Here is a 20,754-nt window from a genome sequence, read left to right on the forward strand (position 1 = left end):
AAAACATATGAAACAGCGCCCGGAACTGATGACTTGGGCGAGCGGATTCATGCAATCCGGCAAGAGTTGCGCGATGTTTGCGCGGCTGGTGCGGCGGTTTCAGAACCGCCCGACATCGGCGAAGGCGATGGCCTTGCGGATGATGGCGACGAAGCGGTCGCCGGCGATTTCCTTCTCGCCGCTGTTGTCGATGGTGGAAACGCCCGGCCCCGAAAGCTCCATTGCACCGCCGCGCGCAAGGCGCGCCAGCACCTGCTCGCGCGTTTCGCGGCCGCGTGCCGAAAGCCGTTCGGCCAGGATTTCCGGCCGCGCTGTGATCTCCACCACGGCGACGTTTTCATAGCGCGCCCGCAGTGCCGCGATGGTGCCGCGCGAGGCGTTGGCGATGGCGACGCGGCCGTCGCCGATGGCGACATCCACGCTTGCCGGAATGCCGTAATGCAGGCCATGCGCATACCACGACAGGGCAAAGGCGCTTTTTGCCTCGGCATCGCGGAATGCTTCTTCCGTCAGCGTGTCGTGGTCTTCCGTCGCGCCGTCGGACGGGCGGGTGATGACGCGGCGGACGAAATCGACGCCGTCCTCGCCGGCGAAATGTTCGCGCGCATAGGCCATGATCGTGTCCTTGCCGGCGCCGCTGGGGCCGACCACGGCGATGAACACGCCATTGCGGACAGGGAAGGCACTGCTCGCCTGTTCGCGCTCGATCAGGGCCGAAACCATCATGCCACCCGGCGTCCTTCGCGCCACACCATGCGCACCACCGGCACATGCTCATCCACCCTGACCCGCACGAGATCGGCGCGGCGGCCGGGCTCGATCACGCCGCGGTCGGTAAGGCCGACGGCCTCGGCAGGCGTCTTCGACACCATGGCCACCGCCTGCGGCAGCGAGATCGCATCGACGACTTCGCCAAGGAAGAAGGCCGACTGGATCATGCTGAAGGGGATGTAGTCGGAAGACAGAATGTCGAGCAGGCCGTTTTCGGCCAGTTCGCGCGCCGAGACGTTGCCCGAATGCGAGCCGCCGCGCACCATGTTGGGCGCGCCCATCAGCACGCCCAGCCCGGCTTCCTTCGAAGCGCGCGCGGCCTCCACCGTGGTCGGAAACTCGGCCACGCGGATGCCCTGTGCGATCGCTTCCTCGACATGGGCGGTGGTGGCGTCGTCATGGCTCGCCAACACGATGCCGCGCTGGTGGCAGGCAGCCGAGATCGCCGCGCGGTTGGGCGCGGAATTGGCGGCCGACTGCGCCATGCGCTTTTCGCAATAGACGCGGAACTGCTCCTCCGACATCTTCATCTTGCCCATGTAGTAGACCGCATAGGCCTCGAAACTGGCGAACTGGCGCTGGCCGGGCGCATGGTCCATCAGCGAAGCGAGCTTCACCCGGTCATCGTCCTGGAACAGATCGAACGCCTCGCGGCAGTCAGGTGCCGAGACCTCGCAGCGCAGGTGGATGAAGTGGTCGGCGCGCAGGCGGTCTTTGCGCACGCTGTCCTCGATGGCGTCGGCCAGCTTGCGCATGTCCTGCGGCGTGGTGTCGCCATCGGTGTAGAGGCCGACGCGCAGCGCGTCGAACACGGTGGTGATGCCGGCGGTCGCCACCTGCGCGTCATGCGCCAGCACCGAGGCGATGGGGTTCCAGCGCACTTTCGGGCGCGGCGCATAGTGGCCTTCGAGATGGTCGGTGTGCAGCTCCACGAGGCCGGGAATGACGTAATCGCCTGCCATGTCCTCGCCGGTCCGGGACGCACCCGCCGAGACGTCGGCGATCCTGCCGTCGCGGATCAGGATGGAACCATCGACCACCTCGTCGGCCAGAACGATGCGGGCATTGGTCAGTGTCGTTTCGGTCGTCATGTTCAGGCGGTCTTTCTTTCGGTCTGGCGGCCAAGCGCATAGTGGGAGTGCACCATGAAGGGCGCGCCGGGCTCCTGCTCGACGAACAGTGCAAGTCCGTCGATTGCGAAGGGCTCCTGCAGCGCGGGGCCGAAGGTTTCGTCCAGTGCCGCTTTAAGCTTGCGGCTGTCGTCGCCGGCGACGCGGCCGGTCAGCGTCATGTGGAAGCGGAATGTGTCGAACACGTAGGGATAACCCCACTGGCACAGATTGCGGAACTCGGTCTGGCTCAGCGCGTCGGGATTGCGGCGCGCGATTTCCTTCTCCGTCAGCGGCGCGCGAAAACGCTCGAAACCCTCCACGATGTCTCCCGCAAAGCGATTGAGGTCGGATGAGACCTCGCCCGGCACCAGCGCGAAGAAGCCGTCGATCTGGCCGATCACGAGGCGCGGCAGCACCACCGGCTCCAGCGTGGCCGCGTAAGCGGCAAGCGCCCGGTCGAGCGAGGCTTCGCTTTCGCCCTCGGCGAGCCGGAAGGGCGCTTTCAGCGTGGCGTGGAAGCCGTAGCGGCGAGCGGACGCGGTGTGGAAGGCGATCTCGCCCGACGACAGTTCGCCATTGGCCGCAACCTCGTGCTGTGCGCCGGTGAAGGGGTTGCGGCCAAGCCAGTTCGCTGCAATGCCGGTCAGGGCATCGTCGGGGCCGGGAGTGAAATAAATCGCATAACGCATGGGGTTATCCTCGCCTTGCTTCGATGCCATAGGCGATTTGCATGACGGATTGACGAAAGTTCGAATAATTTGTTGGAGATACCAGACAAGTCCCGCAAAGTCACCAGCACGCCGGCCGGCGGCCGGCCCGTGGGCAGGGTGCGGCCGGTTGCAACGACCGCGCCGCTGCTGGTATTTCCTCGCCGCCTCCCGACGCCGACGCGTCCCCGCCGGACCCGATTTCAGCCATGACGAAGACCCTGCCGCAGCTTCCCGTCACCGCCGTCCTGCCGGCGCTTGCCGATGCGCTTGCGGGTGGATCGAGCGCCGTTTTGGTGGCGCCGCCCGGCGCCGGCAAGACCACGCTGGTGCCGCTGGCGCTGCGCGACGCGCCATGGCTGGGCGACGGCAGGATCCTGCTCCTGGAGCCGCGCCGTCTGGCCGCCCGCGCCGCCGCGCGCCGGATGGCGCAGTTGCTGGGCGAGGAGCCGGGCGGCACGATCGGCTATGCCATGCGCATGGAAAGCAAGCAGTCGGCTCGGACAAGAATCCTCGTCGTCACCGAGGGCATCCTGGCGCGCATGATCCTCGACGATCCCGAGCTGACGGGCATCTCGGCGGTGATCTTCGACGAGTTCCACGAACGCTCGCTGGACGGCGATTTCGGCCTTGCGCTGGCGCTCGACGTGCAGGGCGCGCTGAGACCCGAACTGCGCCTGCTGGTGATGTCGGCGACGCTTGACGGGGCGCGCGTGGCGAGCCTGCTCGGCGACGTGCCGGTGATCGAAAGCGCGGGCCGCAGTTTTCCCATCGATGTCCGCCATCAGGAGCGGCCGGCCGGCACGCCCATCGAGGACGCGATGGCAAAGGCCGTGCGCGAGGCGCTGGCCGACGAGCCCGGCAGCGTGCTTGCCTTCCTGCCCGGCCAGCGGGAGATCGAGCGTACGCGCGAGCGTCTCGAAGGCCGTGTCGGTGCCGACACCGACATCGTGCCGCTCCACGGCATGCTGGATGCCAGGACGCAGGACGCCGCGATCAAGCCCGCGCCCGCCGGCCGCCGCAAGGTGGTGCTGGCGACCGCGATCGCCGAAACCTCCATCACCATCGACGGTGTGCGGGTGGTGATCGATTCCGGCTTGTCGCGCCTGCCGCGCTACGAGCCGGCGAGTGGCCTCACGCGGCTGGAAACGGTGCGCGTCAGCCGTGCCTCGGCCGACCAGCGGGCGGGACGCGCCGGCCGCACGGAACCGGGCGTAGCGATCCGGCTGTGGCGATCCGAGCAGACGGCGGCCTTGCCCGCCTTCACGCCGCCGGAAATCCTTGAGGCCGACCTGTCGGGCCTGATGCTCGATTGCGCCGCTTTCGGGGTGGCCGATCCGGCGAGCCTCGCCTTTCTCGACCCGCCGCCCGCGCCGGCGCTTTCTGAGGCGCGCACGCTGCTCACCGAACTCGACGCCATCGACGCCGATGGCCGGCTGACGCAGGCGGGTGCCGCCATGCGCAAGCTGGCGCTTCCCGTTCGGCTCGCGCATATGGTGGCCGAAGCGGCGCGGGAAGGGCAGGGGCTCGAAGCCGCGCGCCTTGCCGTGCTGCTCACCGAACGCGGCCTTGGCGGCGACAGCGTCGATCTGGAGCGCCGCCTGCCGCGCTTCATGGGCGAGAAATCGCCGCGCGCGGTGGCGGCAAGGCAACTGGCCGAGAGGCTGGCGAGAACTTTACCTTCCCCCTTGCGGGGTGGGGGTCGACTTCCAGAAGCGACGGCTTCCCCTTCGAAGGGGGCGGTGGAAAGCGTCGGCGCTCTTCTTCTCCGCGCCTGGCCCGACCGCGTCGCAAAGGCGCGCGGCGCGCGCGGTCGCTTTGTTCTTGCCAATGGCAGCGGCGCAATGCTCGATGCCGCCGATCCGCTGGCGGGCGAAACCTATCTCGTCGTGGCCGATATGCAGGGCAAGGCGCAGGGCGCGCGCATCGCCGCCGCGGCTTCCGTCTCCGAGGCCGAGATCCGCACCGTGCTCGGCCATCGGGTGGAAAAAAGGCTGGAAAGCGCCTTCGATCCGGAAAAGCGCGCCGTGCGTGTGCGTGAGACGGTGCGGCTGGGGGCCATCGCCCTGTCCGAGCGCATGCTGCCCGCTCCTTCCGGCCCGGATGCCGACCGGGCCATCATCGAAGCGTTGAAGACACATGGCCTGTCGCTGCTGAACTGGGGCAAGGAGGCCCAGATCCTGCGCCATCGCCTGCAATGGCTGCACACCGGGCTGGGCGCGCCATGGCCCGATATGTCGGACGGGGCGCTGATGGCCTCGCTTGACGACTGGCTGCTGCCCTTCCTCACCGGCGAGGCGAGCTTTGCACGCATCGGCGCGGGCGTGCTGCACGATGCGCTGCTGGCGCTTGTGCCGCATGACCTGCAGCGCAAGCTGGCCTCGCTCGCGCCCACCCATTTCGACGCGCCGTCCGGCAGCCGCGTGCCGATCGACTATGACGGCGAGTGGCCGGTGCTGGCCATTCGCGTGCAGGAACTGTTCGGCCTCGACACGCATCCGGCAATCGCCGGCGGCACGGTGCCGCTCACGCTGGAACTCCTGTCGCCCGCGCATCGGCCGATCCAGACGACGCGCGACCTGCCCGGCTTCTGGCGCGGTTCATGGGCCGATGTGCGCGCCGACATGCGCGGCCGCTATCCCAAGCATGTCTGGCCCGACGATCCCGTGTCGGCGCAGGCCACCGCGCGCGCGAAACCCCGCGTCAAATAACGCTTGGCGCGGGTGCCTGTCCGGCGCATATACCCTTCATGGTCAAGAGACAGCATATGCCAGATATCCAGCAAACGGCCCGCCTGCGCCTTAACACGCTCATCCGGCTGCGCTGGCTGGCCATCATCGGCCAGAGCGCCACGGTGGTGATCGTCGCCTATTGGTGGCAGTTCCCACTGCCGGTCAGCCTGTGCTTCACGCTGATCGCCTGTTCGGCCTGGCTCAACCTGCTGCTCACCTTCCGCTATCCGGCCGCGCACCGCCTGCAGCCGCTGGCGGCGCTGGCCATCCTCACCTTCGATGCGCTGCAACTGGCGGGCCTGCTCTACATGACCGGCGGGCTGACCAATCCCTTCTCGGTGCTGATGACGGTGCCGGTGGTCATTTCCGCCACCTCGCTGCCGCTCAGCCTGACGGCCATCCTGGGCGTGTTCGTCATGGTGCTCACCACGCTGCTTGCCTTCTTCCACCTGCCGCTGCCGTGGTTTTCCGGCACCGAGCTTGCCATGCCGTTCCTTTATGTTGCCGGCATGTGGATGGCGGTGCTGTCCACCGTCGCCTTCACCGCGATCTATGCCTGGCGCGTGGCCGAAGAGGCGCGACTGCTGGCCAATGCGCTTTCGGCCACCGAACTGGTGCTGCAGCGCGAGCAGCACCTGTCGGCGCTCGACGGGCTGGCGGCCGCGGCCGCGCATGAACTGGGCACGCCGCTCGCCACCATCACCCTCGTCGCCAAGGAGATGGAACGGGCGCTCGGCAAGGATCCCAAATACCACGAGGACGTGACGCTGCTGCGCTCGCAGAGCGAGCGCTGCCGGCAGATCCTCAAGCGGCTGACCAGCCTGTCCTCCGACAGCGAGGTGCATCTGGCGCGCATGCCGCTCACCTCGCTGGTGGAGGAGGTGATCGCCCCGCACCGCGACTTCGGCATCGCCATCAGGCTTGAGCCCGGCGAGCAGGTCGGACCCGAGCCGGTCGGGCATCGCAATCCGGGCGTCATCTACGGTTTCGGCAATCTGGTCGAGAACGCGGTGGACTTCGCCGCCAGCGCGGTCGTCATCCGCTGGAGCTGGAACGACCGCAGCGTCGTCTTCGAGATCATCGACGACGGCCCCGGCTTCCCGCCCGAAATCATCGACCGCATCGGCGAACCCTACATGACGACGCGGCAGGGCGGCGGCGAGCAGGGCGGCGGGCTGGGGCTCGGCCTGTTCATCGCCAAGACGCTGCTGGAGCGCTCCGGCGCCACGCTTGCCGTCTCCAATGCCAATGAGCGCGGCAAGGGCGCCATCGTGAAGATCGAGTGGCCGCGCGACAGTTTTCTCAATGCCGGTTCCGCCGCCAGCTCGATGTTCGACACCGCGTGACGAGAAAGAGCGCTTCCGTCGGGTAGAAAACGAGACTTTCCGCACTTATATTGTTTGCAAAAAGACGCAAGAAAAACAGATAGAACGGACCAGACAATCATGAACGGCGAAGAGACAGTTGATGGTAATCTCACCGGCGGCGACACCTCGCTGCTGATCGTGGATGACGACAAGCCGTTCCTGACGCGTCTGGCGCGGGCGATGGAAAGCCGCGGCTTCCAGGTCGAAACCGCCGAGAGCGTCGAGGAGGCGGTGGCCAAGGCGCGCGCCCACGCGCCCGCCTATGCTGTGGTCGACATGCGCCTGGGCGACGGCAACGGTCTCGACGTGGTCGCCGCCATCCGCGAAAAGCGCGCCGATGCCCGCACCATCATTCTCACCGGCTATGGCAACATCGCCACCGCCGTGACGGCGGTGAAGCTCGGCGCCGTCGATTATCTGTCCAAGCCGGCCGACGCCGACGACGTGTTCGCGGCGTTGACGCGTACCGCGGGCGAACGCGCCGCGCCGCCGGAAAATCCGATGTCGGCCGACCGCGTGCGCTGGGAGCATATCCAGCGCGTCTATGAGATGTGCGAGCGCAATGTGTCGGAAACCGCGCGCCGGCTCAACATGCATCGCCGCACGCTGCAGCGTATCCTGGCCAAGCGCGCGCCTCGCTAAAGCATGATCCCGAAAAGTTGCAGACTTTTCGGGCAAGATCATGCTTCAAAAACAAGCTTTGGAGCGAGTTGGCGTTTCTGGGAAAAGTCATCCCGCGCCAAAGCATGATCCCGAAAAGTTGCAGACTTTTCAGGCAAGATCATGCTTCAAAACGAGCTTTGGAGCGAGTTGGCCTTTCAGGGGAAAAGTCGTCTCGCTCCAGTCGGGTCAGCGCCTCGGCATCACCATCCCAGCGCCAGCCCGTCCTTGCGGTGGTCCGACCCGGCGACGAGAAAGCCGTTCTTCTCGTCGATCACGATAGCCTGTCCGCCGCCATGCGGCTTGGCCGCGCTGCGCAGGGCATGGCCCTTGCGCGTCAGTTCGGAGCGGATCTCGTCGGATATTCCGGCCTCTGCCTCCAGCACCGTCCCGTCATCGTCGTCCCAGAACAGCCGAGCGTGGTCGAGCGCCTGCTGCGGGTCCATGCCGTGGTCGGCAAGGTTGGAAAACACATGGGCATGACCCATCGGCTGATAGGCGCCGCCCATCACGCCGAATGAAACGACCGGCTTGCCGTTCTTCATCGCCATGGCTGGAATGATGGTGTGCATCGGCCGCTTGGCCGAGCCGAGCTCGTTGGGGTGGCCTTCCTCCAGCGAGAAGCAGGCGCCGCGATTCTGCAGGGCGATGCAGGAGTTCGGCGTGACGATCTTCGCGCCGAAGCTGCTGTAGACGGAGTTGATGAAGGAGACGGCGCGGCGCTCGCGATCGACCACGGTGAGATAGATCGTGTTGGCGCCGGGCAGTTTCGGCAGCACGATTTCCGGATTGCGCCGCATCGGGTCGATATGGGCGGCAAGCGCGTCGGTATAGGCCTCCGAAAGCAGCGTCTCGGGCGAAACCCTCATCATCGCCGGGTCCGCCACCATGTGGTCGCGCACGGAATAGGCAAGCCGCGCGGCCTCGATTTCGAGATGATAGCGGTCGGCACTTGCCGGATCGAGCAGGCCGGTGCCGATCTTGCGCATCAGGTTGAGCAGGATCAGCGCGGTGATTCCCTGTCCGTTGGGCGGTATTTCGAGCACGTCATGACCGGCATAGGGCGTGGAGATCAGTTCGACCCAGTCCGCCGAAGCGGCCGCCAGATCCTCTTCGGTGAGGAAGCCGCCCTTGGCCCGCACGGTCGCGGCGATCTCGGCGGCGATTTCGCCTTCATAGAGCACTTTTGCGCCGTCGCGCGCGATGCGGCGCAAGGTGGCGGCGAAGGCGGGCACGCGGTGGCGCGACCCCACTGCCGGTGCCTTGCCATCGACCAGATAGTGCCGGCCGGCGCCTTCATCGGCCGCCAGTTTGGCGGCTTGGTCGGACCAGTCGGCGGCAACCCGCGGATGGAGCGCGTAGCCATCCTCGGCATAGGCGATGGCCTCATCGAAAAGCCGCGCGAAGTCGAGCCGGCCGAAGCGCTGGTGCAGGGTTTCCCACGCCTTCACCGCGCCGGGCACCGTGACCGAATGGGGGCCGCTGTCCGGCATGCGGGCATGGCCCATTTCGCGTAAACGCGCCGCGCTCGCTCCTGCCGGAGCGCGGCCGGAGCCGTTGAGCCCATGCACCGAGCCGTCCGGCTCGGCCAGAATGACGAAGCAGTCGCCGCCGATGCCGGTCATATGCGGCTCCACCACGGTCAGCACGGCTGATGCCGCGATGGCTGCGTCGACGGCGTTGCCGCCTTCCTTGAGCACCGCAATTGCAGCCGCCGTCGCCAACGGGTGCGAGGTCGCGGCCATGCCGTTTTCCGCATAGACGGGCGAGCGGCCCGGTCGGTCGAATTCTCTCAATTGTCCATCCCCTCCGCTGCTGCCTCATGGGCGCAGGCGTCTTGTTTATTGCCGATACAAGTTTCACCTCGCCGCACGTAAATGCAACGGGGAAGATCGCCTCTGAGGGAAGATAAATCGGGTATGTCCCGAACCGGAAAACCGGGTCGGCGAAATGCGGGAACCGATTTTCGGGACAAGATCATGCTCCGGCAAGGAGCCGGACCGGCGTTTTATGGCGCAATATGCGCTGCCGAAAAGTCCAAAAGAAAAAGGACCGGCGCGGGGCCGGTCCTTTTCAAGTCACGCGAGACGCGTGGGAAAGGCTCAGCTTTCCTTCGGCGTCAGAACCTGGCGGCCGCGATACATGCCGGTCTTCAGGTCGATATGGTGCGGGCGGCGCATTTCGCCCGAGTTCTTGTCCTCGACATAGGTCGGGGCCTTCAGCGCATCGGCCGAACGGCGCATGCCGCGCTTGGACGGCGAGGTTTTTCGTTTTGGCACAGCCATGGAAGTGCTCCATCCATCGTAAAGCCCCGTCTTCCCTCGCGAAAGGGCCGCACGTCTTGGGCCGGAAACTGAGATAAGTGGGTGGGCCTATACACGGCCGCGCGCCAAAAGGCCAGTACCGCCGCGATTTTTTTCTCGAACCGGGCGCGTTGGTCGCGGGCCCGCTGGCCGGATCAGTCCACGCAGCTCACATAGCCGCCCGCCCGCGAGGCGCGCCGCTGGACGATGGAGGCCACGCGCTTCAGCCCCGGGCCGGCCTTGGCCGGGTTGCGGTCGATCGGATTGGGCAGCGCAACCGTCAGCAGCGCGGCTTGCCGCGGCGTCAGTTTTTTCGCCGAAACGCCGAAATGATGCTGCGCGGCCGCCTCGACGCCATAGATGCCAGGCCCCCATTCGGCGATGTTGAGATAGATTTCCATGATGCGCTTCTTCGGCATAACCGCATCGAAATAAACCGCAAGCGGCATTTCCAGCCCCTTGCGGATGATGGAGCGTCCATTCCACAGGAACAGGTTCTTCACGGTCTGCATGGTGATGGTGGAGGCGCCGCGCGTGGATTCGCCCGCCAGCGCATCGTCGATCACCGCGCGCATCTCGCCCCAGTCGATGCCGCGATGCGAGCAGAACTGTCCGTCCTCCGACATGATGACCGAGTGGGAAAGCACTGGCGCGACATCGTCGATGGAAACCCAGCGCCGGTCGTAGCCCTGGAACGTCGCCAGGTCCTTCAGCATCAGCGTCGAGATGGGGTGTAGGAAGGGCGGCAGATACAGGAAGGTCAGCACCAGCGGCACCAGTGCGATGCAGACAAGGGCGGTCATGCCTCGCCGGATCCAGACGCGAAAAAGGCCGCGCGTGTTCGCCTTGCGCCTTGGTGCCATTGCGAGCTCTCGCGCCTCGGGATCGATTGTCGGGTCGTCCAAGCCGTCTGCCCCTCGGTCTCCTTTCCCTTTCGCATAAAGGGGCTTGGCCGCTTGCGCAACGCCTGAACGGCCAAAGTCACCGCAAAGCGCCCGGCTCCGCGCTGTTTTGACCCGTGGCGCGGCTTGACCGGGCGGGCATTTGCCGTAAACCGTGCCGCCATGATGACGAGTCAGGAAGTTCCGTTCGAAGCACAGCTTGAGGCGCGCGCGCAGATCATCGAGGCGCTGCTGCGGCGCCTGCTCGACGAAAGGCTGCTGCCGGGAGAGATCGCGCGGCCGCAGCGCCTGTTGGCGGCCATGCGCCATGGCGTGCTCAATGGCGGCAAGCGGCTGCGTCCGTTTCTCGTGCTGGAAAGTGCTGCCCTGTTCGATGCGGACCCGGAAGCCGCCCTGCGCGTGGCGACGGCTCTGGAATGCGTGCATTGCTATTCGCTGATCCATGACGACCTGCCGGCGATGGACGACGACGATCTGCGCCGCGGCCAGCCGACGGTGCACAGGGCCTTCGACGAGGCCAGCGCCATTCTGGCGGGCGACAGCCTGCTGACCTATGCCTTCGACATCATCGCCGACGAGGCGACCGCCGTTCCCGCCGGGCGCAAGCTGGCGCTGGTGCTCGGCCTTGCGCGCGCCGCCGGCCCCGGCGGCATGGCCGGCGGCCAGGCGCTCGACCTCGAGGCCGAGCGCACCGCGCCGGACGAGGGCGGCATCATCCGGCTGCAGGCGATGAAGACCGGTGCGCTGATCCGCTATGCCTGCGAGGCCGGCGCCATCCTGGCCGACGCGCCGCAGGGCGACCGCGAGCGGCTTGCCGAATTCGGCTCGGCCATCGGACTTGCCTTCCAGCTTGCCGATGATCTGCTCGACCTGACGGCGGACACCGAGACCATGGGCAAGGCGACCGGCAAGGACGCGGCCGCCGGCAAGGCGACGCTCGCCTCGCTCAACGGCGTCGATTGGACCCGCGCCCAGCTGCGCGGCCTCGTCGCGCAGGCGCACGCGCTGCTGGAACCCTATGGCGAGCGCGCCGCGCTGCTGAAACAGGCGGCGAGCTTCGTAGCCGAGCGGACGAAGTAGGCGCGAACATGATTGGCGTACAGGCTTAGAGCATGTTGCAGCCGAGTGGGTCGCCTGGCGTCGCACGCCGGCGACGATGTCGTCCGAAAACCGCTTTACACTTTTCGGCATCATGGCCGAGAGGTTGGCGGGCCAGCGGGGGCAACGTGGAGCGCAAACTCTTCCGGCAGAGTAACGGTTAAAAGCGGAACGATTTTTTAATTCAAATTGAGCGTAATTCGGCGCGAGGAAAATTGTACCTTGTGTCCGGAGTGCTTCAGCGTGCCCGATTATTCCTTGTTTATCCGGTCGGTCCGGATTCGATATTTGTCGGGCCTGCTGATCTTCGCGCTGGCGACGGGCGCAATCCTCTATGCGTTCAACAGCATCGGCCAGCACCGCAACGACATCGACCGCATCGGCGGCGCACTTGCCGAACTGGCAAGCGATCTGCGCAACGCGACGGCCTTTTCCGAAACCACGGTGGTTGCCTGGCAACCACAGACCCGCGCCGGGCTGATCGATGCCGCAAACGGCCATGCCACCCGCCTCAGCCGCAACATCGACGAGCTGACCGGCAGGCTGGATGCCATTCGCCCGCATCTTTCCGCGCAGACGCGCGACGAGCTCGATGCGGTTTCCATCAATGGCGATCTGTTCTGGTCGGCGCGCGACATGGTGCGCAATCTCGGCCTGCTCGGCGGCATCAGCAAGATCATCGACTGGAACAATCGCGAAATCCGCAACCAGAACGAGCTGTTCGCGCAGCCCATGCTGCTGCGTGCCCGCGCCACGCTCGACCGCGAGCGCGCGCTTGCCGAACAGCGCAGCAACAGGCTGCTTTCCTATGCAAGCATGCTGATGATCGCGGTGCTGGCGCTGGTGGGCTTCTGGGTTTTCCGGCCGATGGAAAAGGCGATCCGGCAGGCATTTTCCGAAACCAGCGAGTCGCTGCTCAAGGCCGAAGCCGCCGACCGCGCGAAATCCGAATTCCTGGCCAATATGAGCCACGAAATCCGCACGCCCATGAACGGCGTGCTCGGCATGGCCGAACTGCTCGCCCGCACCGAGCTGACGCCGCGCCAGAAGACATTCACCGATGTCATCGTGAAGTCGGGCAATGCGCTGCTGACCATCATCAACGACATTCTCGACTTCTCCAAGATCAATGCCGGCCAGCTCACGCTCGATCCCGCGCCCTTCAACATCGCCGAAGCGGTGGAGGACGTCGCCACCCTGGTCTCGGCGCGGGTGGCGGAAAAGAACCTGGAACTCATCGTGCGCGTCGATCCGCGCCTGCCCGCCTGCGTGGTGGGCGATGTCGGCCGCTTCCGCCAGATCGTCACCAACATGCTCGGCAATGCGGTGAAGTTCACCGAAAAGGGGCATGTGCTGGTCGATGTCACCGGCGAGGCGGTCGATGGCGTGGCGCGGCTGCAGGTGCGGGTGGAGGATACCGGCATCGGCATTCCCGCCGACAAGCTGAAAACCGTCTTCGAGAAGTTCGCGCAGGTCGACGGCTCCTCCACGCGCCGGCATGAAGGCACGGGGCTCGGCCTTGCCATCGCCGCGCGGCTGGTGGACCTGATGGGCGGCAAGGTCGGCCTCGAAAGCGAGGTCGGGCGCGGCTCGGTCTTCTGGTTCACCGTGCCGCTGCCGGTCCATGCCATGAGCGACGACAATGACGGCGTGCCGACCGATGTCACCGGCGCGCGCGTGCTGGTCATCGATGACAATCCGGTCAACCGCGAAATCCTGCTGGAGCAGTTGCGAAGCTGGGGCTTCGACTGCGCGGCCGCTGAAAGCGGCGCGGTGGGGCTTGCCTTCCTCGACCGTGCCTTCCAGCTCGGCGCGCGGGTGGATTGCGTCATCCTCGACTATCAGATGCCGGGCATGAACGGCGCCGATGTTGCCAGGGCGATGTCGTCCGACAGCCGGCTTTCCTCCATTCCCGTCGTGCTGCTGACTTCGGTGGACCAGATCGATTTCGGCCGCCTCGTCATCGAGTTCGGCATCGCGGCCCATCTCACCAAGCCGGCGCGCTCGGCCGTGCTTCTGGGCACGGTCATCGGAGCGATCCAGAAAGCGCGCACGCAGGCCGGCAAGGCGGCATTCGTGCGCGAGGCAGCCGCTCCGGTTGTCGCCGCACCCGTCGCCGCCCGTCCGCAGCGTCCGGCTGCGATCACACTGCTGCAGCCCCCGGCGCCCGAGGCATCGCCGGCCGCCGGCGCGCCGCTCGACATTCTGGTGGCGGAAGACAATGAGGTGAACCAGCTCGTCTTCGGCCAGATCCTCGACGGGCTCGGCCTGAGCTACAGGATCGCCGCCAACGGCCGCACGGCGGTGGAGATGTACCGCTCCTTCCAGCCGCGGCTGGTGCTGATGGATGTCTCCATGCCCGAAATGAACGGCTATGAGGCTGCTCGCGCCATTCGCGAGCTGGAGCGCGGCAGCATGCACACGCCGATCATCGGCGTTACCGCCCACGCGCTGAAGGGCGACCGGGAAAAATGCATTGAGGCGGGCATGGACGACTACCTGCCCAAGCCCGTGTCACCCGACCGGCTCGGCCGCAAGATCGGCGCATGGCTTAGCGAGACGACCGAACTGGCGCGCATCGCGTAAGGTGCGGCGCAGGCGGGTATGTTTAGCGCAGCCTGCCGATCGGGATGATCTCCCGCATCGAGGGGGCGTAAGGCGCGCCCCGCCAGTCGCCCAGCCATTTGTCGGCGACGAGCCCGACCTCGCCCATCAGCGTCTCGATCTCCTCCCTCGGCGGGAAGGCGATTTGCGAGCGTGCCGACAGTGTCCGGCCGGCTTCCCTCATCCGATAGAAGGTCTCGTAGGTGACGATCCCCGTTGCCGGGTCCTGACGGACATCGTTCCAGGCCTCGACATCCCCGAACCGGGGATGGGCGACCACCCGCATCGACTGCTCCGGCGTCCAGCTTCGCCAGCGCTCCAGCGCCGGGTTGCGGCTGTCGAAGATGAAGCGGCCATGCGGTGCGAGATGGCGGGCGATGGTTTCAAGCACGGCCTTGCGGTCGGCCGGCGTCAGGAAAACCTGAAAAGCATGGCCGGTCAGCACGATCAGGTCGAAAGCTCGGTCAAGCCGCACTTCGCGCGCATCCGCCTCGATCCACGCGACATCGTTCCCGCCGGGTCTTGCGCGCGCGACGTCGAGCATCGCGCCGGCGGGATCGACGCCCACCACCGCGCGGCCGGGTGACAGCGCCGCAGCAAGCTGGCCGGTGCCGCAACCGAGATCGAGCACCGAGCGCGCGCCTTGCGCCAGCCGCAGGCAGAAGTCGAAATCGTCGCCGCACTCGTTTTCCAGATCGTAGAACTGGACGAGGTCGGGATCGCTGTAGAGACGGTCCTCGTCGGCTTCCTCGACACTCATGGCAAATCCCCCTCATGGTGAGGATGCGATGGAAACCGAAACAATCGGCGGCGGCAAGATGAAGTTGCGACGCCCGGTGCATCTGTCGCCGGGTGTTGCCGAACCGCTACCGGTTGCGCATCACCACGCAAAAACCGCCTGCGCCGCGCAGCTTGCTGCAGATGTCGCGCGCGGTGGCGCGGTCGTCGGCGCCGATGCGCACCGCATAGACGCCGGCGCGGCCCATCGGGGAGCGCACGCGGCTCACGACGGGCTCATAGGGTTTCAGCAGGGCGGGAAACCGGCCCCGAATCCGCTGCCATTGCCGGATGGCCGCCGCGCGGCGGAAATTGCCGGCCACCTGTACGCCCCAGGGCTTGATGTTGACGGCGGCCATGGGGATCGTCGCCGAGCGGATGACGGGCAGAAGGCGGCAGGCTTCGCCGAAGGGTTTGTCCTTGTCGAGCGGCGGGAACTTGCCGGGATAGTTGCGGTCGGTGAAGGTGTCGGCCGGCTCGCCCATGATGTCGAGCACATAGCTTTCCGTCTCCAGCGGCAGGAAGCCGCCGACCGACAGCCAGCGCGAGACGCGATTTTCGCCGGCATTGTAGGCTGCGGCCGCAAGGCCGAGATTGCCGAAACCCTGCCTGAGATCGTGCAGGTATTTTGCCGATGCCGGGATTGCCTGGTCGATGTCGAAGGGGTTGGCCAGACCGCGCAAGCGCGCCGTGCCGGGCATGAATTGCGCGATGCCCTGCGCGCCCACCGGGCTCACCGCATTGGCGTCGAAGCGGCTTTCCTTCCAGATCAGCCGGGCGAAGAAGTCGCGCGGCAGGCTGTTGCGGTCGGCTTCCGCCTCGATCAGGTTGCAGATGCGGCCGATGGTGGGGGGAAGCGAGCGTCCCGGCGGATCGGCGAAAGCGACGTCGCTCCACACCGTCGCGCAAAGCAGCACTGCCGCCTTGGCCAGACCACGATGCCGAAAAGTGGGAACCGGTTTTCGGGCGACATCATGGTCTGTCTGGTCGATTGCGGTCCATTTTGCAGCGAGGCGTTTCCGGTTCGCCGCAAAATGCGCCGAGGCCCGCATGGCCTATTCGGCCGCTTGCTTGCCGCCCTGGCCGAACCTTTGTTCGACATAGTCGGCGACCATCTTCTCGAATTCCTCAGCGATGTGAGGTCCGCGCAGGGTGGTCGCCTTGCGCCCGTCGATGAAGACCGGGGCGGCCGGCGTCTCGCCGGTGCCGGGCAGCGAAATGCCGATGTCGGCATGCTTCGACTCGCCCGGACCGTTGACGATGCAGCCCATGACCGCGATCTTCAGTTCCTCGACCCCCGGATATTTCTCGCGCCATACCGGCATGTTCTTGCGGATGTCGGCCTGGATGTTCTGCGCCAGTTCCTGGAACACGGTGGAGGTGGTGCGGCCGCAGCCTGGGCAGGCGGCGACGATGGGGATGAACTGGCGGAAGCCCATGGTCTGCAGCAGTTCCTGCGACACCTGCACCTCGCGGGTGCGGTCGCCGCCGGGCTCCGGCGTCAGCGAGATGCGGATCGTGTCGCCGATGCCCTGCTGCAAGAGGATGCCCATGGCCGCCGACGAGGCGACGATGCCCTTGGTGCCCATGCCGGCCTCGGTGAGACCCAGATGCAGCGCGTGGTCGCAGCGCTGCGCCAGCATGGTGTAGACGGCGATCAGGTCCTGCACCTGGCTGACCTTGGCCGACAAAATGATCCTGTCGCGCGGCAGGCCGATTTCTTCGGCAAGGTCGGCGGAAATCAGCGCCGACTGGACGATGGCCTCGCGCGTGACTTCCTGCGCGGTCAGCGGCGAGCCCTTGGCCTGGTTGTCGTCCATCAGGCTGGTCAGCAGCTCCTGGTCGAGCGAGCCCCAGTTGACGCCGATGCGCACCGGCTTGTCATGCCTTATCGCCATTTCGACGATGTCGGCGAACTGTTTGTCCTTCTTGTCCTTGAAGCCGACATTGCCGGGATTGATGCGGTATTTCGCCAGCGCCTCGGCGCAGGCCGGATGATCGGCCAGAAGCTTGTGGCCGATGTAATGGAAGTCGCCGACCAGCGGCACGTGGATGCCGAGCCGTTCCAGCCGCTCGCGGATATAGGGCACAGCGGCCGCGCTCTCGTCGCGATCGACGGTGATGCGCACGATCTCGGAGCCGGCGCGATGGAGGGCGGCGACCTGCGCCACCGTCTGGTCGATATCGGCCGTGTCGGTGTTGGTCATCGACTGGACGACCACCGGCGCGTCGCCGCCGACGATCACGCCGCCGACATCGACGCCGACCGATTTGCGGCGGGGGAAGGGGGAAGAAAAATATCCGGTCATTGCCGGCAGCCTCTTTGCAAAAGAGCGAAAATCATTGCGTCTGACGTGGAGGACGATGCGGCTCATGTCAATGGCCGCGTCGATCCCTCCGCGATCCTAATGCTTCCGTATAACGGCGAAATGTCGGCGGGATTGGCCGCAGCCAGGTTTCATCCTCCGCACGGGGTGCAATTTTGCGGGTGCGCGCGAACCGGGCCGATGACATCGCGAACGGCGCGCATGGGGTTGCATCGAGGTGTGAACAATTGCCATCTGCGATAGCAATTGCGCATTGGGAAAAAGCCTGCGACAGTGACGATCTGAACATTTGCGCAGAACGGACGACGATGAGTACCCGGCAGGATCACGGCAATGGACGGCTCGACGACGCGGCACGTGCCGGCTGGCTCTATTATGTGGCCGGCAACACACAGGACCAGATCGCCGGCAAGCTCGGCGTCTCGCGCCAAACAGCGCAGCGCCTGGTATCGCTGGCGGTGTCGGAGGGGCTGATCAGGGTGCGCGTCGACCATCCCATCGCCAACTGCCTCGACCTCGCCGCGCGGCTCAAGTCGCGCTATGCGCTCGATCTGGTCGAGGTGGTGCCGAGCGATCCGGATTCCACCTCCACCACCATCGGCATCGCGGGGGCGGCGGCGGTCGAGATCGAGCGGTGGCTGCGTTCTTCCGAGCCGATCGTCATGGCCATCGGCACCGGCCGCACGCTGAAGGCGGCGATCGAGCAATTGCCGCCGATGGAGTGCCCGCAGCACAAGGTGGTGTCGCTCACCGGAAACATCGCGCCGGATGGTTCGGCGGCCTTCTACAACGTCATCTTCACCGTGGCGGACCGGATCAAGGCGCGCAGTTTTCCCATGCCGCTGCCGGTCATCGCCTCCTCGCCCGAGGAGCGGGAAATGCTGCTTGGCCAGCCGATGATCCAGCCCACGCTGGCGCTGGCCGCGCGCGCCGACGTCACCTTCGTCGGCATCGGCGACCTTGGCCCCAGGGCCCCGCTGTTCGAGGACGGCTTCATCACCGAGGCCGAACTGAAGGCATTGCAAAAGGCCGGCGCGGTGGGCGAGATCGTCGGCTGGGCCTATGATCAGGATGGCCGCATGATCGAGGGCATCACCAATGAGCGCGTCGCTTCCGCGCCCCTGCCGTCGCGCGAAAAGTCGCTGGTGGTGGCGCTGGCCATGGGCGAGCGCAAGCTGCCGGGCATACGCGCGGCCGTCGCCCGCCGCCTCGTCAACGGATTGATCACCGACGAACGCACGGCCGAAGCGCTGCTGGCAGCTGGCTGAAATGGCGCCGGGGCCGGGTCCTCGCAAATCATAATGCACAACTTTTTGGTTGCCAATAACTGCGAAGCTTGTCATGTTAAGCGCAACCAGGAGGTTGCGTCATGACAGATCGCATCGAAAAGAGCGTTGAACTGAATGCGCCCGTCGCGCGTGTGTGGCGCGCGCTGACCGACCACAAGGAATTCGGCACGTGGTTCCGGGTGAAGCTTGAAGGCCCGTTCGTGCCGGGCGCGGTTTCGCGCGGCCACATCACCTATCCGGGATATGAGCATGTCGTCTGGGAGGCGCGGGTCAGGCAGATGGACGAGCCGCGCTGCTTTTCCTTCACCTGGCATCCCTATGCCGTCGATCCCGAAGTTGACTATTCCGGCGAGACGCCGACACTGGTGGAATTCCGGCTTGAGCCGACCGCTGGCGGTACGCGGCTGACGGTCACGGAATCGGGTTTCGACAAGATTCCGGCGCATCGCAGGCCGGAGGCGCTGCGCATGAACGACGGCGGCTGGGAAGAGCAGATGAAGAATATCGCGAACCATGTCGCAGCCTGAATGCCGCGCAGCCGATCCGGCCCCGATCTTTGCAGCCCTTGGCGATCCCACGCGCCTGTCGCTGCTGACGCGATTGAGCGACGGGCAGAGCCGTTCGATCGCCAGCCTGTCGGTGGATACGCGGCTGACTCGGCAGGCGATAACCAAACATCTCCATGTGCTGGAAAGCGCCGGGCTGGTAACGTCCAGCCGCATCGGCCGCGAGAGCCGGTTCGCTTTCCAGCCGGATGCCGTGGCCGAGGCGAAAGCCTATCTGGATACGGTGTCGCGGCAATGGGACGATGCACTCTCGCGGCTGCGGGCCTTCGTGGAGGCGTAAATCCTCCACCGTCACGCGCGCCGCCGTCCGGGTCCGTTGCCGTCCTTGTAGCCGATGTCGCGCTGGAGGTGCTCGGGCAGGGTCCTGACGTCCAGGTGGCGCTGCCTGGATTCGAGCAGCCATGACAGGTTGAAAAGCCGGGGCCAGGGGGCTGGCTGCCGGCCGGAAACTGTTGCACGTCCTGTATAAGCCATCGCACCGCCGGTCTCGTCCGAGACCGCTCCCGATTAATGCGTTGGTCTTCTATCTGTGCGCCGAAAGCGCTATTTTCCAATTGAAATTCGATCGGTATGCATAAGCAGGATTGATCCATGCCCTTGCCGCTTCCGCCCCTGTCCGCCGTGCGCGCCTTCGAGGCCGCTGCCCGCCATGGCAGTTTCACCAAGGCGGCGGAGGAGCTGGGCATGACGCAGGCGGCGGTCAGCTATCAGATCAAGATGCTGGAACAGCGTGTCGGCGCGCCGCTGTTCCTGCGCAGGCCCCGCCAGGTCGCGCTCACCGAGGTCGGCCAGCGACTGGCGCCGGTGTTCACAGAGGCCTTCACGCTCATCGGCGAGGCTTATGCGCAGGCCCGCTCGGGCGCGGAAGGGGTGTTGTGCGTCTCCACCATCCTCACCTTCGCCTCGAGCTGGCTGGCGCGAAATCTCGGTGCCTTTCAGATACAGCATCCCGCGCTGGCGGTGCGGCTGGACACCTCGACCCGCCTGATCGATTTCGCCCGCGAGGATGTCGACATCGCCATCCGCTCTGGCAGCGGAAACTGGCCGGGACTGGCGAAGCACTTCCTGTTCAAGGCCGATTTCACGCCGGTGCTGAGCCCGAAACTCGCCGAAAGCATCGGCGGGGTGAAGGAGCCGGCCGATCTGTTGCGGCTGCCTGTTCTGGATCCGGGCGATCCGTGGTGGAGGGAGTGGTTCGCGGTGGCGGGCCTGCCGGTCGATGCGCTGGCCGAGCGTCCCCGCAGCAGCCTGGGCGCGCAGGCCTATGAAGCCAATGCCGCCATGGCCGGCCACGGCGTGGCGATCGTCACGCGCGCGCTGTTTTCGGCCGAACTCGCCGACGGGCGGCTGCTCCAGCCCTTCGACCTCGTCGCCAATGACGGCAATTCCTATTGGCTGGTCTATCCCGAAGCACGCCGCAACGTTCCGAAAATCCGCGCCTTCCGCGACTGGCTGCTCGCCGCCGTGGCCGGTTCGCTCGGGCCTCGGGACGCCTGAGCGCTTCCTTTCACCCTGCATCCGGCGGCCGCCCCGACGCAA

The 20,754-nt window shown here is 66.1% G+C and carries 19 protein-coding genes; 9 read left to right on the forward strand and 10 right to left on the reverse strand.

Annotated features, from left to right (window positions below; genetic code table 11):
- Window positions 1-99 precede the first annotated feature (99 nt).
- Genes phnN through C7441_RS22075 form a run of 3 tightly spaced genes read right to left on the reverse strand, consistent with a single transcriptional unit; the run spans window position 100 to window position 2,572 of the window.
- Window positions 100-726, reverse strand: a complete 627-nt coding sequence (gene phnN, locus C7441_RS22065) for a phosphonate metabolism protein/1,5-bisphosphokinase (PRPP-forming) PhnN (RefSeq protein ID WP_170125230.1) — start codon at window positions 724-726, stop codon at window positions 100-102.
- Entirely contained in the window at window positions 723-1,862 is a 1,140-nt protein-coding gene (locus tag C7441_RS22070; protein WP_109614718.1) for an alpha-D-ribose 1-methylphosphonate 5-triphosphate diphosphatase, read from the reverse strand. The genes phnN and C7441_RS22070 overlap by 4 nt, the downstream gene beginning before the upstream one ends.
- A gap of 2 nt (window positions 1,863-1,864) precedes the next feature.
- Entirely contained in the window at window positions 1,865-2,572 is a 708-nt protein-coding gene (locus C7441_RS22075; RefSeq protein WP_026060384.1) for a DUF1045 domain-containing protein, read from the reverse strand.
- Window positions 2,573-2,799: 227 nt separating this feature from the next.
- On the opposite strand from C7441_RS22075, the gene hrpB reads away from it, so the two are divergent.
- The 3 genes from hrpB to C7441_RS22090 all read left to right on the forward strand — a co-directional run bounded on the left by hrpB (window position 2,800) and on the right by C7441_RS22090 (window position 7,331).
- Window positions 2,800-5,301 (forward strand): ATP-dependent helicase HrpB, encoded by a 2,502-nt coding sequence (gene hrpB / locus C7441_RS22080; RefSeq protein WP_109614719.1) that lies wholly within the window; start codon window positions 2,800-2,802, stop codon window positions 5,299-5,301.
- 38 nt (window positions 5,302-5,339) lie between these two features.
- Window positions 5,340-6,668 carry an ActS/PrrB/RegB family redox-sensitive histidine kinase gene (locus C7441_RS22085; protein ID WP_026060383.1) on the forward strand — a complete coding sequence of 443 codons (1,329 nt, stop codon included), beginning with the start codon at window positions 5,340-5,342 and terminating at the stop codon, window positions 6,666-6,668.
- Window positions 6,669-6,767: 99 nt separating this feature from the next.
- Window positions 6,768-7,331, forward strand: a complete 564-nt coding sequence (locus C7441_RS22090; RefSeq protein WP_019172113.1) for an ActR/PrrA/RegA family redox response regulator transcription factor — start codon at window positions 6,768-6,770, stop codon at window positions 7,329-7,331.
- A 221-nt stretch (window positions 7,332-7,552) separates the two neighbouring features.
- On the opposite strand, the gene C7441_RS22095 is transcribed toward C7441_RS22090, so the two are convergent.
- The 3 genes from C7441_RS22095 to mtgA form a co-directional block, all read right to left on the reverse strand.
- Window positions 7,553-9,145 (reverse strand): gamma-glutamyltransferase family protein, encoded by a 1,593-nt coding sequence (locus C7441_RS22095; RefSeq protein WP_342353283.1) that lies wholly within the window; start codon window positions 9,143-9,145, stop codon window positions 7,553-7,555.
- Between the two features lie 306 nt (window positions 9,146-9,451).
- Window positions 9,452-9,634 carry a 50S ribosomal protein L32 gene (gene rpmF, locus C7441_RS22100; RefSeq protein ID WP_008834724.1) on the reverse strand — a complete coding sequence of 61 codons (183 nt, stop codon included), beginning with the start codon at window positions 9,632-9,634 and terminating at the stop codon, window positions 9,452-9,454.
- Between the two features lie 173 nt (window positions 9,635-9,807).
- Window positions 9,808-10,515, reverse strand: coding sequence for a monofunctional biosynthetic peptidoglycan transglycosylase (gene mtgA, locus C7441_RS22105; protein WP_170125232.1), 708 nt, complete (start codon window positions 10,513-10,515; stop codon window positions 9,808-9,810).
- A gap of 201 nt (window positions 10,516-10,716) precedes the next feature.
- Here mtgA and C7441_RS22110 point away from each other — a divergent pair, with 201 nt between their 5' ends.
- Together C7441_RS22110 and C7441_RS22115 are read left to right on the forward strand one after the other, a co-directional pair.
- Window positions 10,717-11,634: a polyprenyl synthetase family protein gene (locus C7441_RS22110; protein WP_109614721.1), complete on the forward strand. Its 918-nt coding sequence runs from the start codon at window positions 10,717-10,719 to the stop codon at window positions 11,632-11,634.
- A gap of 261 nt (window positions 11,635-11,895) precedes the next feature.
- On the forward strand, window positions 11,896-14,238 hold the full coding sequence (locus tag C7441_RS22115) for a response regulator (protein ID WP_109614722.1): 2,343 nt from the start codon (window positions 11,896-11,898) through the stop codon (window positions 14,236-14,238).
- Between the two features lie 22 nt (window positions 14,239-14,260).
- On the opposite strand, the gene C7441_RS22120 is transcribed toward C7441_RS22115, so the two are convergent.
- The 3 genes from C7441_RS22120 to ispG all read right to left on the reverse strand — a co-directional run bounded on the left by C7441_RS22120 (window position 14,261) and on the right by ispG (window position 17,342).
- Window positions 14,261-15,016, reverse strand: coding sequence for a class I SAM-dependent methyltransferase (locus C7441_RS22120; protein WP_109614723.1), 756 nt, complete (start codon window positions 15,014-15,016; stop codon window positions 14,261-14,263).
- 106 nt (window positions 15,017-15,122) lie between these two features.
- Window positions 15,123-16,085 (reverse strand): lytic transglycosylase domain-containing protein, encoded by a 963-nt coding sequence (locus tag C7441_RS22130; RefSeq protein WP_170125231.1) that lies wholly within the window; start codon window positions 16,083-16,085, stop codon window positions 15,123-15,125.
- A 3-nt stretch (window positions 16,086-16,088) separates the two neighbouring features.
- A complete protein-coding gene (gene ispG / locus C7441_RS22135) occupies window positions 16,089-17,342 on the reverse strand; it encodes a flavodoxin-dependent (E)-4-hydroxy-3-methylbut-2-enyl-diphosphate synthase (protein WP_109614725.1) in 1,254 nt (417 codons plus the stop codon).
- A gap of 326 nt (window positions 17,343-17,668) precedes the next feature.
- Between ispG and C7441_RS22140 the strand changes: the two genes are divergently transcribed.
- The 3 genes from C7441_RS22140 to C7441_RS22150 all read left to right on the forward strand — a co-directional run bounded on the left by C7441_RS22140 (window position 17,669) and on the right by C7441_RS22150 (window position 19,495).
- Complete coding sequence (locus C7441_RS22140) at window positions 17,669-18,628, forward strand: sugar-binding transcriptional regulator (RefSeq protein WP_019172103.1); 960 nt, start codon at window positions 17,669-17,671, stop codon at window positions 18,626-18,628.
- 101 nt (window positions 18,629-18,729) lie between these two features.
- Window positions 18,730-19,176, forward strand: a complete 447-nt coding sequence (locus C7441_RS22145; protein WP_109614726.1) for an SRPBCC family protein — start codon at window positions 18,730-18,732, stop codon at window positions 19,174-19,176.
- Window positions 19,163-19,495, forward strand: coding sequence for an ArsR/SmtB family transcription factor (locus C7441_RS22150; protein WP_019172101.1), 333 nt, complete (start codon window positions 19,163-19,165; stop codon window positions 19,493-19,495). Before C7441_RS22145 ends, C7441_RS22150 begins: the two co-directional genes overlap by 14 nt.
- Window positions 19,496-19,506: 11 nt before the next feature.
- On the opposite strand, the gene C7441_RS23890 is transcribed toward C7441_RS22150, so the two are convergent.
- Window positions 19,507-19,689 carry a hypothetical protein gene (locus tag C7441_RS23890; RefSeq protein WP_146201551.1) on the reverse strand — a complete coding sequence of 61 codons (183 nt, stop codon included), beginning with the start codon at window positions 19,687-19,689 and terminating at the stop codon, window positions 19,507-19,509.
- 117 nt (window positions 19,690-19,806) lie between these two features.
- On the opposite strand from C7441_RS23890, the gene C7441_RS22155 reads away from it, so the two are divergent.
- Window positions 19,807-20,712, forward strand: a complete 906-nt coding sequence (locus tag C7441_RS22155) for a LysR substrate-binding domain-containing protein (RefSeq protein ID WP_109614727.1) — start codon at window positions 19,807-19,809, stop codon at window positions 20,710-20,712.
- The last annotated feature ends 42 nt before the right edge of the window (window positions 20,713-20,754 follow it).

The sequence above is a fragment of the Pseudaminobacter salicylatoxidans genome, assembly GCF_003148475.1.
In the GTDB taxonomy this organism is placed as follows: domain Bacteria; phylum Pseudomonadota; class Alphaproteobacteria; order Rhizobiales; family Rhizobiaceae; genus Pseudaminobacter; species Pseudaminobacter salicylatoxidans.

What these genes read in the sequence shown, in the direction of transcription:
- C7441_RS22145 (WP_109614726.1), top strand. Translation starts at nt 18,730, where the DNA reads ATGACAGATCGCATCGAAAAGAGCGTTGAACTGAATGCGCCCGTCGCG.
- C7441_RS22085 (WP_026060383.1), top strand. Translation starts at nt 5,340, where the DNA reads ATGGTCAAGAGACAGCATATGCCAGATATCCAGCAAACGGCCCGCCTG.
- hrpB (WP_109614719.1), top strand. Translation starts at nt 2,800, where the DNA reads ATGACGAAGACCCTGCCGCAGCTTCCCGTCACCGCCGTCCTGCCGGCG.
- C7441_RS22110 (WP_109614721.1), top strand. Translation starts at nt 10,717, where the DNA reads ATGATGACGAGTCAGGAAGTTCCGTTCGAAGCACAGCTTGAGGCGCGC.
- C7441_RS22140 (WP_019172103.1), top strand. Translation starts at nt 17,669, where the DNA reads ATGAGTACCCGGCAGGATCACGGCAATGGACGGCTCGACGACGCGGCA.
- C7441_RS22070 (WP_109614718.1), bottom strand. Translation starts at nt 1,862, where the DNA reads ATGACGACCGAAACGACACTGACCAATGCCCGCATCGTTCTGGCCGAC.
- C7441_RS22120 (WP_109614723.1), bottom strand. Translation starts at nt 15,016, where the DNA reads ATGAGTGTCGAGGAAGCCGACGAGGACCGTCTCTACAGCGATCCCGAC.
- C7441_RS22155 (WP_109614727.1), top strand. Translation starts at nt 19,807, where the DNA reads ATGCCCTTGCCGCTTCCGCCCCTGTCCGCCGTGCGCGCCTTCGAGGCC.
- rpmF (WP_008834724.1), bottom strand. Translation starts at nt 9,634, where the DNA reads ATGGCTGTGCCAAAACGAAAAACCTCGCCGTCCAAGCGCGGCATGCGC.
- C7441_RS22130 (WP_170125231.1), bottom strand. Translation starts at nt 16,085, where the DNA reads ATGCGGGCCTCGGCGCATTTTGCGGCGAACCGGAAACGCCTCGCTGCA.
- C7441_RS22150 (WP_019172101.1), top strand. Translation starts at nt 19,163, where the DNA reads ATGTCGCAGCCTGAATGCCGCGCAGCCGATCCGGCCCCGATCTTTGCA.
- ispG (WP_109614725.1), bottom strand. Translation starts at nt 17,342, where the DNA reads ATGACCGGATATTTTTCTTCCCCCTTCCCCCGCCGCAAATCGGTCGGC.
- C7441_RS23890 (WP_146201551.1), bottom strand. Translation starts at nt 19,689, where the DNA reads ATGGCTTATACAGGACGTGCAACAGTTTCCGGCCGGCAGCCAGCCCCC.
- C7441_RS22090 (WP_019172113.1), top strand. Translation starts at nt 6,768, where the DNA reads ATGAACGGCGAAGAGACAGTTGATGGTAATCTCACCGGCGGCGACACC.
- C7441_RS22075 (WP_026060384.1), bottom strand. Translation starts at nt 2,572, where the DNA reads ATGCGTTATGCGATTTATTTCACTCCCGGCCCCGACGATGCCCTGACC.
- mtgA (WP_170125232.1), bottom strand. Translation starts at nt 10,515, where the DNA reads ATGGCACCAAGGCGCAAGGCGAACACGCGCGGCCTTTTTCGCGTCTGG.
- phnN (WP_170125230.1), bottom strand. Translation starts at nt 726, where the DNA reads ATGATGGTTTCGGCCCTGATCGAGCGCGAACAGGCGAGCAGTGCCTTC.